Source organism: Paraburkholderia sp. BCC1886, from assembly GCF_900996245.1.
Classification (GTDB): Bacteria; Pseudomonadota; Gammaproteobacteria; order Burkholderiales; family Burkholderiaceae; genus Paraburkholderia.
On record NZ_CAAJGK010000035.1, the window covers coordinates 120,613 to 133,549 of the forward strand.

General features: G+C 64.9%; 8 protein-coding genes. 3 read left to right on the forward strand and 5 right to left on the reverse strand.

Features of this window, described 5'->3' with window-relative positions:
* Positions 1-207: 207 nt before the first annotated feature.
* Positions 208-552: a hypothetical protein gene (locus tag FQ746_RS05275; RefSeq protein WP_144107870.1), complete on the forward strand. Its 345-nt coding sequence runs from the start codon at positions 208-210 to the stop codon at positions 550-552.
* Positions 553-622: 70 nt separating this feature from the next.
* On the opposite strand, the gene fabV is transcribed toward FQ746_RS05275, so the two are convergent.
* Complete coding sequence (gene fabV, locus FQ746_RS05280; RefSeq protein WP_144107871.1) at positions 623-1,819, reverse strand: enoyl-ACP reductase FabV; 1,197 nt, start codon at positions 1,817-1,819, stop codon at positions 623-625.
* 169 nt (positions 1,820-1,988) lie between these two features.
* Here fabV and FQ746_RS05285 point away from each other — a divergent pair, with 169 nt between their 5' ends.
* Positions 1,989-4,511: a penicillin-binding protein 1A gene (locus FQ746_RS05285; RefSeq protein ID WP_144107872.1), complete on the forward strand. Its 2,523-nt coding sequence runs from the start codon at positions 1,989-1,991 to the stop codon at positions 4,509-4,511.
* A 99-nt stretch (positions 4,512-4,610) separates the two neighbouring features.
* Here the strand turns inward: FQ746_RS05285 and FQ746_RS05290 are convergent, their stop codons facing one another.
* The 4 genes from FQ746_RS05290 to FQ746_RS05305 all read right to left on the reverse strand — a co-directional run bounded on the left by FQ746_RS05290 (position 4,611) and on the right by FQ746_RS05305 (position 11,488).
* Positions 4,611-7,079, reverse strand: coding sequence for a fused MFS/spermidine synthase (locus FQ746_RS05290; protein ID WP_186310650.1), 2,469 nt, complete (start codon positions 7,077-7,079; stop codon positions 4,611-4,613).
* 104 nt (positions 7,080-7,183) lie between these two features.
* Complete coding sequence (locus tag FQ746_RS05295) at positions 7,184-8,923, reverse strand: arylsulfatase (protein ID WP_144107873.1); 1,740 nt, start codon at positions 8,921-8,923, stop codon at positions 7,184-7,186.
* Between the two features lie 114 nt (positions 8,924-9,037).
* Positions 9,038-10,078 (reverse strand): HAD family hydrolase, encoded by a 1,041-nt coding sequence (locus tag FQ746_RS05300; RefSeq protein WP_144107930.1) that lies wholly within the window; start codon positions 10,076-10,078, stop codon positions 9,038-9,040.
* Between the two features lie 192 nt (positions 10,079-10,270).
* Positions 10,271-11,488, reverse strand: a complete 1,218-nt coding sequence (locus FQ746_RS05305) for a formylglycine-generating enzyme family protein (RefSeq protein ID WP_144107874.1) — start codon at positions 11,486-11,488, stop codon at positions 10,271-10,273.
* A 375-nt stretch (positions 11,489-11,863) separates the two neighbouring features.
* Between FQ746_RS05305 and FQ746_RS05310 the strand changes: the two genes are divergently transcribed.
* A complete protein-coding gene (locus FQ746_RS05310) occupies positions 11,864-12,823 on the forward strand; it encodes an AAA family ATPase (RefSeq protein ID WP_144107875.1) in 960 nt (319 codons plus the stop codon).
* Positions 12,824-12,937: the final 114 nt, after the last annotated feature.

The window sequence follows — 12,937 nt, forward strand, 5'->3', positions numbered from 1 at the left end:
CTCCTGACAACTTGTTTCGACGACCGGACATCCGGTAGTGCGCTGGCTGTATGGCCAGTTAGTCAATGTCGTGGAACTCCGCCGCTAGACCCGCAATTTCCGCGCCGCGTTCGCCGAATGCCGCCAACGGCGATGCCTGCGCTTCTGCGCGCCCGCATCCGACTCGCCTACAATGGCCGCTTTTCGACACAGCCTGAAGGGGCGACGATGCGGCTTTCCAATTTCCTGCTGGGCCTCGCGATAGCGTGCTTTACCCTGAACGCAAGCGCCGAAATGACGGCCGCGCAATACAAGCAGTGGGCGCACGCCGATAACAACTCGGTCTACGCCGCGTATATCACCGGTACGATCAACGCGTTCGGCTGGGCGAACGGCGATCTGGTGGCGAAAAAGCGTCCGGCTTTGTACTGCCCGCCGCAAACGCTCGCCATCGGCAATCAGAACGTTTATCCGTTGCTCGATCTGTTTTTCAAGAATCACCCGGGCATTTCGGACGACTTCCCGGTCGGTCTCGCGATCTTGCGTTCGCTGCAAGCCGAGTTCCCCTGCTGATCCATCGATTGCGCAAATTGACTGGCCGCGGCCCGGCAGGTTGCCCGGGCCGCGGCAAGAATGGACGTGGTTAAACCTGCACGAGTCCCGGAATTTGCACGTCGGGATTCACGTCGGCCTCGTAATCCACGCCGGCGATCTCAAAGCCGAACAGACGCAGAAAGTCGGTCTTGTAGCCCGCGAAATCGGTGAGTTCATAGATATTGTCGTCGCTCACCTGATTCCACAGCGCCTGCACGCGCGACTGCACGTCGGCGTCGAGTTCCTTGTAGTCCGCCCGCAAGCGGCCTTCGTCGTCCAGATGAGGCTCGGCGCCGTACAGGCTGTCCTTGTAAAGACCGTACACCTGCTCGATGCAGCCTTCGTGCGTGCCTTTCTCCTTCATCACCTTGAAGAGCAGCGACAGATACAGCGGCATCATCGGAATCGCGGAACTGGCTTGCGTGACGACCGCCTTCAGCACGGCCACGCGCGCATCGCCGTGTCTGGCGGCGAGCTTTTCGCGGATGCCCAGCACCTTCTGGTCGAGGTCCTTCTTGGCCGCGCCGATCGAGCCGTTCCAGTAGATGTCGTGCGTGATCTTCTCGCCGAGATACGTGAAGGCCGTGGTCTTCGCGCCATCGGCGAGCACGCCCGCTTCCAGCAGGGCGTCGATCCACATCTGCCAGTCTTCGCCGCCCATCACCGCGACGGTGTTGTCGATCTCTTCCTGGGTGGCCGGCTCGAGCACGGTTTCCTTGATGACTTCCTTGTCCGTGTCGATGCCGCGCAGGTTGACCGCGTGGCCGATGGGCTTGAGCGTCGAGTTGAACACCTGACCGGTCTTTGGATGCGTGCGTTTGGGCGAAGCGAGGCTGTAGACCACCAGATCGACCTGACCGAGATCGCGCTTGATGACTTCGATGGTGCGCTGCTTGACCGCGTCGGAGAATGCGTCGCCGTTGATGCTGCTCGCATACAGGCCCTGTTCCTTCGCGGACTGTTCGAAGGCGGCGGTGTTGTACCAGCCGGCCGTGCCGGCCTTGGTTTCGCTGCCGGCGCGTTCGAAGAACACGCCGAGGGTGGCGGCGTCGGCGCCGAAGGCGGCGCTGATGCGCGCGGCGAGGCCATAGCCGGTGGATGCGCCGATCACGAGCACTTTCTTCGGGCCGTTGGCGATGGGGCCGCGTGCCTTGACGTAGTCGATCTGTTCCTTGACGTTGGCTGCACAGCCGGTCGGGTGGGTCGATACACAAATGAAGCCACGCACGCGCGGTTTGATGATCATGAAGCACCTCTTGTCGAAATTGGCGACATTATAGTGGGCCGCGAATGTTTGCCGGCAAGCGCCGCGGGTCTTGAATCCGCATGCGCGGCACGGGCCTCCCGAGGCGGAATTCGGGTGCGCTGCCGGGTCTTGGTAGGATGGCGCCTTTCCAAGCCCACAGTAGGCCAGTGTGAAGCGCCTTTTCAGCCATTTTCTGGCGGCCCTCGAGAGCGGGCTGATACTGCTCAACCCGCTTATCGCGCAGGCGTGGTGGCATGTGCGTCATCCCACCCGGCGCGGCGTCCTGCGGGCCTGCGCGGCGCTGCCGCTGCTGGCGGTGCTGTACGTGCTGCTGCTGATTCCGTTCACGCCGGGTATCGGCGACATCCGCAAAGCCAAGGTCGAACAGCCGGCGCAGATTCTTTCCGCCGACGGCAAATTGCTGGCCGAATTCAAGCCGTCCAACCGTCAGTGGGTCAAGCTCGCGGATATCTCGCCGAACGTCGTGAACGCGCTGATTGCGACCGAAGACCATCGCTTCTATCAGCACTTCGGGCTCGACTGGCGCCGCACGGGATCGGCCGCGCTGCATACGTTTTCCGGCGACCGTCAGGGCGGCTCGACCATCACGCAGCAGCTCGCGCGTAATCTCTACCCGGATGAGATCGGACGTGCGCCCACGCTGAACCGCAAGCTCAAGGAAGCGATCACGGCGCTCAAGATCGAAGCGCTTTATACCAAGGACGAGATTCTCGAGACCTATCTGAACACGGTGCCGTTTCTGTACAACGCGTACGGCATCGAGATGGCCGCGCGGACGTATTTCGACAAATCGGCATCCGAGCTGAACGTGCTGCAAAGCGCGACGCTGATCGGCATGCTGAAGGGCAATAGCTACTACAACCCGGTTCTGAATCCGGATCGCGCGTTGCAGCGGCGCAATACCGTGCTCGCGCAGATGGTCAAGTACGGCAAGCTCACGCCCGCCGCGTACGACACGTTGAGCCGGCGCGCGTTGCGCATCGACTTCGAGCGGCAGACCGAGCCGCCGGGACCCGCGCCGCATTTCACGCAGCAGTTGCGCAAGTGGCTCGCCGCCTGGGCCGATCGCAACGACTACAACCTGTACGCCGACGGACTGGTGGTGCGCACGACGATCGATTCGCGCCTGCAGACCATGGCGACGCAGGCGGTCACGCTGCAGGGCAATCAGTTGCAGGGCATCGCCAATTCCGCCTGGCGCGCGCGCGCCGCCTGTTCGGGCGACAAGGATCTGATGGCGACGTTCCTGCGCGAAACGCCGGACTACAAGGCCGCAAAAGACGCCGGTCTGACCGACGACGATGCGCTCAAACGCGTGTCGTCCAACCGCGATCTCGTGCAGAACGTGTGCGACGCCAAGACCCGCGTGCAGGCCGATTTTCTCGCGATGGACCCGCGTAACGGGCAGATCAGGGCATGGGTCGGGAGCCGTGACTTCGGCCAGGACCCGTTCGATCACGTGCAGCAGGCGCGGCGTCAGCCGGGCTCGACCTTCAAGCCCTTCGTCTATGCGGCCGCGTTCGAGAACGGCGCGAAGCCGTCCGATACGCTGATCGACAAGGAAGTGGAAATTCCGCTGGCCGGCGGCGAAATCTGGAAGCCAGGCGACGAGGACGAGCCGAGCGATCGCGCCATCAGCCTGCGCGACGGGCTCACGTATTCGCGCAACCGGATTACCGCGCAGCTGATGGAAAGCGTCGGGCCGAACAAGGTCGCCCGGCTCGCGCGCGCGATGGGCGTGCGCGACAGCGAACTCGACCCGGTGCCGTCGCTCGCGCTCGGCACGAGTCCGGTGACGTTGAAGGAGATGGTTTCCGCGTACAGCACCATCGCGAATCTCGGCGCTTACGTGGAGCCGGTCATGGTCACGCGTATCGAAGATCGCAAGGGCGACGTGCTGGCCGACTTCGCGCCGGTTTCGCCGAAACAGGAGTTGCCCGCGGACACGGCGCGCACGCTCGTCGACGTGATGCGCGATGTGGTGAGCCGTGGCACGGGGGCCAGCATCCGCAGCCGCTTCGGCGTGCGGGGCGACGTCGCCGGCAAGACCGGCACGACCCAGGGCAATGCGGACGGCTGGTTCATTCTGATCCAGCCGCAACTGGTGGCCGGGGCGTGGGTCGGCTTCAACGATAGCCGCGTGACCTTGCGCAGCGACTACTGGGGGCAAGGGGCGCATAGCGCATTGCCGATCGTCGGCGATTTCTTCCAGCGCGCGCAGCGGGCGAGACTGGTGGATACGCGCGTGCGCTTCGCGACGGATCAGACGCCGGGCTGGTTCGACGAGCGCTCCGCGCGTTTGCGGGATTGGTTCCAGCAACTGTTCGCGAAGGCGCCGGTCAAGCCGGTAACGACGGCGAGCACGCGCAATGGGCCGCGCCGGGCGGCGGCGGGTGGGCAGAGCGGGGCTGGCGGGTCTAACGGGTCTAACGTGTCTAACGCTAGCTCGGCGGCTCAGTCTGCCGCGCCCGCCACGGGTGCGCCGGCCGACGATATCGCTCCGCGCGCGCAGCCGCCGATTCTCGACGTGCCGAACTCGCCCGCGTCGCGGGCTCCCGTGGATGGCGCCGTGCGCGGCGACAGCGAGCCGGCATTGGCGCCGACCCCGACGCCCGACGACGCCACGTCGCCGGATTCCGCCGCTGGTGCGGGTGGCGCTTCATCGCCGTGAGCGGGGTCGTGAGAGGGCCGTGAGAGGGCCGTGAGAAGCCGCTGAGAAGGTCGTGAACGAAGCTACGCGGAGGCCGAGACGTAGCATCACCAGCTCCGCTCAACCGCCGTTGCCGACCAGCCACCGGAAGTAGGCATTGTCCGGGTCCAGCCGCAGCGCATTGCCGAGGTCCTGCGACCAGCTCCCGCGCTCACCGCGATAGGCGTCGAGCCCCGCCGCGTAAAAGCTCAGCAGCGCGTTGCGGCTCGTCGCCATGCCGGCGACGAAGGCATCGTTCGCGCCGACGAGCGGCGGCTCGGTACGCAGCGCGAGGAGCCGCGTCAGCGTCGCCGGAAACGCGTCGCGGCGCACCCAGCTCGCGTACTCGATGCGCGGCTGGTCGTCGGTGACGGGCGGCGTATCGGCGACGTAGTAAGCGAGACCGGCGCGGTCGGTAATCCACGTAGCCAGCAGCGCGGCCGGCGACGCAATGCCGACCTCGCCGAGCGCCGTCGCGACACCCGGCTGCGCGAAGCGCGACGCGATACGCGGCACGTCGAGTTCGAGCGGTTCCAGCGAGCCGACCAGCATCATCTCGTGCAACTCCGTGGTCCACAGTGCCGCGTGCGGAAACACCTGGATGAAGCTCTGGATCAGCGCCTTCGTGTCTTCTTCGTTCTGGGTGGGCAAGGGCAGCCACTGTGCGACGAGCCCGCCGCGCTGCAATCTCGACGCCGCCAGCCGGTAAAAATCCGTCGAGTACAGATTGACGACACCCGCCGCGGAAGGCGGCGGCGGTTCCAGCGTTATCAGGTCGTAGCGTTGGTCGCTGCGTAGCAACTCACGCCGGCCGTCGCGCAGACGGATGTCCATGCGGGCATCGCGGCTCATGCCGTAATTGCCTTTGAACTGCGGCGCGGCCCGCACCACTGCCGGCAGCAGTTCGGCGACCACCCGTTGCGTGAGTCCCGGCCACGCGAGCAAAGCGCCGCCGGTAATGCCGGTGCCGAGCCCGATGACGAGCGCCGAGCGCGGCGTGTCGCGATGGATCAGCAAGGGCAGCAGCGCTTGCAGCCGCATGTAGCGAAGCGAAGCGAGCGTATCGCCGGAATTGGACACGCCCTGAATATAGAGCCGATGAAAGGGCCGGTCCGCAGCACCTTGCTCGACGACGGCCACTGTGCCGCCGGCGCTTTCCTCATAAAAGCGCAGGCTGCCGCTGCGGGCCTGAGCGAGCAAGTTCGCGAGCCGGTCCTTCGGCGTGGCGACCGCGCCCGCGAGCGTCAGCACGGCGAGCCCCGCCACGCCCCAGCGCGCCCACGGCCGGACGCCGGTGCCGCGCCACACCGCGATCGACGCTATGACGGCCGCGCCGATAGCCAGCGCCGCGAGCGTGTGCACGAGGCCGAGTGCCGGCACCAGAACGAAGCCCGCCAGCAAAGTGCCGGCGATGCCGCCGGCGGTGTTGAGTGCGACCACGGTGCCGACATCGCGCCCGGTGTGCTCACGATCCACGTTCAGGCGCAGCGCGAACGGGAACGCGGCGCCTAGCAATAGCGTGGGAATCAGCACGATGTAGCCGGCCGCCACGGCGAAGCCCGCGCACATGGCGGCCAGCAGGTTGTCGGTGGCGCCGAGCGCGGCACGTCGCGCGAGGCTCTGCCCATGCGACAGCCAGCCGCCCAGCAACGCAATTTCCAGCAGCGCGACGAGTCCGGCGGCCGCGATCAGCAGCGCGAAGGTGCCCCACGGATCGCGCGCCCGGTCGACCCGGCGGGAGGCCAGTGCGCTACCGAGTGCAAGACCGAGCAGATAGGTGGCCAGCACCACCGCGAAAGCGAAACTGCGGGTGCTGATGAACGACACGATGACCTGCGACCACACTACTTCGTAGCCGAGCGCGACGCCGCCGGCGAGTGCGTACAGCAGCAACGCGAGCCGAGGCGCGTTCTGGATCGGCTGGGTGAGTGGCGTGAGTGGGGCGGAGGGCTGCGCCGGCATGAGCGCGCTAAAGCGCTTCGCGAGCAAGGCCGCGATCAGCGCGGCAGCCGCATTCAGACAGGCAGCCGCCAACGCACTGCCGAACACACCGAACCGTGGAATCAGAATAAAACTCGCGGCGAGCGTCCCGGCGATGGCCCCAGCCGTATTCGCCGCATAGAGCCGCGCGCCGATGCGGCCCATCTGCAGCGACGCGGGTTCCAGAACGCGCATCAGGACCGGCAGCGTGCCGCCCATCAGTACGGCCGGCACGCCGACCAGCGCGAACGGCAGGATCCACGCGAGCGGGCCGGTTCTGTCCTGCAGCCACGCGAACGGCGCCGCCGCATGAGGCAACACCGCCGTACTGGCGAGCGCCAGCACGAGCACGCCGCCTTCGAGCCAGGCATAAAGACGCAGCGGCTGAACCAGGCGGACGGCCAGCCGGTCGGCCAGCCGTCCGAACATCCAGCCGCCCAGCGCGAGGCCGCCAAAAAAAGCGCTGACGCCCGCCGTGACGGCCTGCACGTCCACGCCGACGACGAGCGCCAGTTGCTTGATCCATAAGACCTGATAAACGAGCGAGGCCGCGCCCGATGCCAGCAGCATCAGCAGCGGCCAGACGAGCGGCACGACCGGCCACGCCAGCGGCGCGACCGCGGCCGCCGGCGTTACGCGAGCGACACGAGCGACACGAGTGACACGACGAGCCGTCACTCGAGCCCGCGCTTCTTGAACGACTCGTCGATCTTCCGGTCGACCTGGCGACGCACGCCGTCGACGCTAAAGCTCGCCGGCCGCTGGCTAGGCGGGTAGCTGACGAAGGTCTGCAGGAACGTGGACGCTTTCATCGTCGCGATACCGGTGAGGTAGGCGTTTTTGGCGAGCCAGTCGTTGTACTGGTCCGACGTGATGTCCGCCCGCTCGTACGGGTCCATGCGCAGGTTGAACACCTTCGGCAGACGCAGACACACGAACGGGTCCTGCCAGATGTCCAGGTTGCCCTTCGCACGCTGCTCGCAGAACACCGCTTTCCACGCGGTGCCGTCCTGATCCCAGCGCATTGCGACGAGCTGGCCGTCGTCGTCGAAATAGTAGAACTCGGTACGCGGGTCTTTGGTGGTCTGGCCGGTCAGGAACGGCAACTGGTTGAAGCCGTCGAGGTGATTCCTGAAACTCGCGCCGCCGGCCTTCGGCGCCCAGCCCTTCATGAGCCGGTCCTTCACGCCGCCGTCACCCGCTGCGGCCACCAGCGTCGGGAACCAGTCGAGCCCGGAGAACATCTGGTTCGACGTCGAGCCCGGCTGGATATGGCCCGGCCAGCGCACCATCGCCGGCACGCGGAACGCGCCTTCCCAGTTCGAATCCTTCTCGCTGCGGAACGGCGTGGTGGCCGCGTCCGGCCAGGAGAACTGGTTCGGACCGTTATCCGTCGTGTAGATGACGATGGTGTTCTTCGAGATGTTCAGGTCGTCCAGCAGCTTGAGCAGTTTGCCGACATCCTGGTCGTGTTCCCACATGCCGTCCGCGTACTCGTTGCCGGGCATGCCGCTCTTGCCTCTGAACTCGGGCCGCACGTGCGTGAACACGTGCATGCGCGTGTAGTTCATCCAGACGAAGAACGGCGTGCCGTTCTTGACCTGCTTGCGGATGAACTCTTCCGCATGCGCGCCGGTTTCGTCGTCGATGGTTTCCATGCGTTTGGTCGTGAGCGGACCGGTGTCCTGAACCTTCCCGTCGGCGGTGCTGTGAATCACCCCACGCGGCGCGAAGTTCTTCACGTATGGGTCGTTCGGGTCTTTCGGCCAGTACGGGCGCTCGGGTTCTTCCTCCGCGTTCAGGTGGTACAGGTTGCCGTAGAACTCGTCGAAACCGTGGTTGGTCGGCAGGTACTCGTTCTTGTCGCCCAGATGGTTCTTGCCGAACTGGCCGGTCGCATAGCCGAGCGGTTTGAGCGCCTGGGCAATCGTCATGTCGGTCTTCTGCAGACCGACCGGCGCGCCCGGCGCACCCACCTTCGAGAGGCCCGTGCGCAGCGGCGACTGACCGGTGATGAACGACGAGCGTCCCGCCGTGCAACTGTTTTCGGCGTAGTAGTCGGTGAAGATCATCCCTTCGCTGGCGATGCGGTCGATGTTCGGCGTGCGGTAACCGACCACGCCGCGTGTGTACGCGCTGATGTTCGCCTGCCCGATATCGTCGCCGAATATCACGAGAATGTTCGGCTTGGCGGAGTTTTTAGCGGCGGGTGCAGCGGCGGGCGCAGCGGCGGGTGCAGCGGCGGGCGCAGCGGTGGCTGGCGGCGCGCTGCCGGCCGGACCGGTGACGGGTTTCGTCGGCGTCTGGGTTTGCGCCGGCGCGTTGATGGAAGGAAGAATCAGCGCCGTGAATGCGGCAAGGGCGATGGTCGCCGCCCCTATCGCATAGCGCTTACTCTGCAGGAACCTGATCATGTTGTCGCTCCAAAGGAGTTGACTGCTTTTCCACCCGATGCGCGTTCCGTGTGCGCCCGGGTTGCCTCGTAGCGGCCGCGACGAGGCGCGGCTCGCGTTCCCGCAGCGCGCCGGTTATGGCGCGGCCGCGGGAAAAATGGTTTGCCAGTCGTCTTTCATGCTGACCACGGTCCAGTGCTCGGCAATCGCCGTATCCCACGCGTGGTCGAGCTTGCCGATCTTCGACGCGCGGTCGTAAGCGAACTCGCGCACGGCGTCGTCGTGATGCACCAGCAGCGCGAGATGCGGACCGGGGCCGGACATGGTGTACTGCAGCATCTGCAGGTCGCCGTCGGAATTGCCGAACGCGAGAATCGGTTTGCGGCCGATGTTGCGATAAATGCCGACGGGTTTGCCCGGGCCGTCGTCGACGAAATCGAGTTTTGGTTCGCGCACCAGCGCGGGCCGGCCGTCATGCATTTCGTATTGCACGAGCTGGCTCGAACCAATGACCTGCTCCGGCGGAATGCCATAGGCTTTCTCGGCCCACGGCCGCATGAACTCGATCGTGCCGCCCGACACGATGAAGGTCTTGAATCCGTTCGCGCGCAAGTAGGCGAGCAGCTCCAGTTGCGGTTGATAGACGAGCTCGGTGTACGGCCGGTTGAACTTCGGATGACGCGCGCTCGCTAGCCAGTCGCGAATGGTCTTGTCGTACTCGTCGACGGTCATGCCGCTGTTGGCGACGGTGACGAGTTGCAGCATCTGCTTCGACTCGCTCGCGAGCGCGCCGTAGTCTTTGGCGACCAGCGCCTTGAAGGCCGGATTGCTTTGCCATTCCGGATGTTTCGGCGCGGCGGCCTTGACCTGATCGAGCATGAAAGCGAACTGGAAATAGATTGGCTGTTCGCTCCACAGCGTGCCGTCGTTGTCGAATACGGCAATGCGCCCGGCAGGCGGCACGAAGTTCGGCGAGCCCGGGCGGGTCACGTCGGCGACGAAGGATTCGATGGTCTGCTTCGCGGCACCGTTGCGCCAGGAGGGAAGCGCAGTGTGGGTGTCAACGACTGCTGCGGAGTCTGGCGCGGCGTGGGTGACGGCAGGGTTACCGACGTTCCCGGGTGCACTGCAACCGGCGACGCCAAGCGCCAGACAAAGCGCGCCGAGCGCGACCATCAGCGTCGAGGTAAAAGTCACGCTGCGCGCGTTGGCGGCGCGCGGCGTCCCGGCAGGCAGACGGGCAGATGGCATCTGAGCTCCATGGTGATTGCATGACGACGTGGCTCGAGGAGTCCGCAACCGGAGTGGCGCGGGACCCACGAGACCTGTTTCTACGAATCGAAGCGACGTTTTTCTTATGTGCGCATGTCAGCCACCGTTCACGCCGGCGGCGCGTGCCGATGCCTGACGGGCAAGCGGCTGGTGCTTCCAGGTGTCTTCGTCCATCACGAGACGGAAGCCCAGGTGCGACATGCTGTTGTACGGGTCGGTGCCGCGCCGCGCGCTCGGGCGGTAGCTGAGGCAGTACGCCTCGTTGCACAAGAACGAGCCGCCGCGCGTCACGCGCTTGGGAGCGTCCACCGGCACGCCGGGTTCGGACGGGTCCCACGACGCGCGCGGACCGGCCGGATCGTCGATCACGCCGGTACTCGTCGCTTCGCGCCGGAACTGGTCGGCGCGATACCAGTCGGCAACCCATTGCCACGCGTTACCCGTCATATCGGACAAGCCATACCCGTTCGCCGGAAACGTGCCGACCGGGCTCGTACCGATCGCGCCGCCGGCTTTCGGGCTCACGACCGGATTCACTACCGGATTCACTGCCGGGCTCACCACAGGGCTCACCACGGGGCTCACCACGGGGAACGACTGCGGTTGCTGGCCTTGCCAGACGTTCGCCATCTGCTTGCCGTCCGGTGCGAACTGGTTGCCCCACGCATAGGTGGCCTGGTCGAGACCGCCACGCGCGGCGAACTCCCATTCGGCTTCGGTGGGAAGACGTTTGCCGGCCCATTTCGCATAGGCTTCGGCATCTTCGTAGGAAACCTGAACGACCGGGTGGTCGTCCTTGCCGGTAATGTCGCTATCAGGCCCGGTGGGATGTTGCCAGTTCGCGCCGGGCACATAGCGCCACCATTGCGAATAATCGTCGAGCGGCACCGGCTGGTTGGTGCCGACGAACACCATTGCGCCCGCCACCATCGCGCTCTCGGGCGGACGCGGCGTGCCGGGTGGCAATTGCACTTTCAGGGTTTCCCAGTCCGGCTTCTTCTCGGCCGTGGTGACATAGCCGGTGGCTCGAACGAATGCGCGAAACTCCGCATTGGTCACGTGATGGCGGTCCATCCAGAAGCCGTGTACTCGCACTGGATGAGCAGGTCGCTCGTTGGCTTGCGCCTGTTTCGAATCGCTGCCCATCAGGAATTGTCCGCCGGGGATCCACGCCATCTCGACCGGGCCTTTCACGCCGTCGCCATACACGGCCTGGACCGCTGGCGTCCGATTCGCCGCATGCGAGCCGACTGCCCAACTGACCGCCGCGCCGACGCATGCGGGAAGCATGACGAGAAGCGCGGTCCAGAGCATGAGCTTGCGGTAACGAGGTGTGATGCGAGGCGTGTGCGCCAGAGCAGGCGAGGACGCGCCGACCGGGCGGGCAGGCGTTGCCGGCCCACGGTGTCGTGAACTGATCATTGCTTATCTCTCGTGGTTAAAGCTTCTGGCCCGTCGAATAAATTAGGTCAATTATCTTTTGCACAGAAAGAAGCTTAGCGATACCGAATATGAATAAATAAGGCATCAGCAGGTAGGACGGAGGCTAGCAAGTTTTTAAACACTTATCACGGTTTTTTTTCGATCGAGAACAAGCTTTGACGAAATAACCTTCGTGCACTAACGTACTTCACGGTAAACATCGGTATCCAGATAAATTGGCCATTCAATACGTGGAGTGTTTATCGCATGCGCGACACCATCCTGCGCTTCGAAGCGAGTGTCAACGAAGCGGTAGTAGGACAGCAAGCCGTTGTCCGCCAGATGCTGATCGCATTGCTGGCGGATGGACACGTCTTGCTGGAGAGCCTGCCCGGGCTCGCCAAAACACGGACCGTCAAGGCGATTGCCACGCGTCTCGCAGCGACCATGAGCCGCATCCAGTTCACGCCCGACCTGTTGCCTTCCGATATCACCGGCGCCGAGACATTGTTGCAAAGCGGCGAGCAACGCACGATCAGTTTTCAGCCAGGACCGTTGTTCGGCAACCTGATACTCGCCGACGAGATCAACCGCGCGCCGGCCAAGGTGCAATCGGCTTTGCTCGAAGCCATGGAAGAGCGGCAGATCTCGGTGGCGGGAAAAACACATAGGATGGCGGATCTTTTTCTCGTCATGGCCACGCAGAATCCAATCGAGCAGGAAGGCACCTATCCATTGCCGGAAGCGCAGATGGACCGCTTTCTGTTGAAGGTGCTGATCGACTATCCGGCGCCGGCGAGCGAAGTCGACATGCTGCGATTGCTGCGGCGCGAGACGGCGACCGACTCCGTGCCGCCGGCAGTGCTTGCGCAGGACGTCATCTTCGCGGTGCGCGAAAACATTCACCACATCCAGGTCGCGCCGGCCATCGACGACTACATCGTGGCGCTCGTCAACGCGACCCGGCACGCGGCGGCGCTCGATCCCGAACTGGGCAGATGGATCGAGATCGGCGCGAGTCCGCGCGCGTCCATCGGTCTCGATCGGGCGAGCCGCGTGCAGGCGTGGCTCGCCGAGCGCAGCTTCGTCACGCCCGACGACGTGCGCGCGATCGCGCATCCGGTGCTGCGGCATCGGCTGATCCTGTCTTACGACGCCAACGCCGAGAACATCGGCGCCGACGCGGTCATCGACCGTCTGATCGAAAAAGTCGCCGTACCGGCCTGATCGGCGCAACGACAGGCGGCGCTTGCCGGCCGATGAAGTGGTCCCAACCAGGGGAGAGCGGTATGGCTTCTGCCTCGGTATCGGAATTAACAGGAATGCAGAACGAGACTGTCG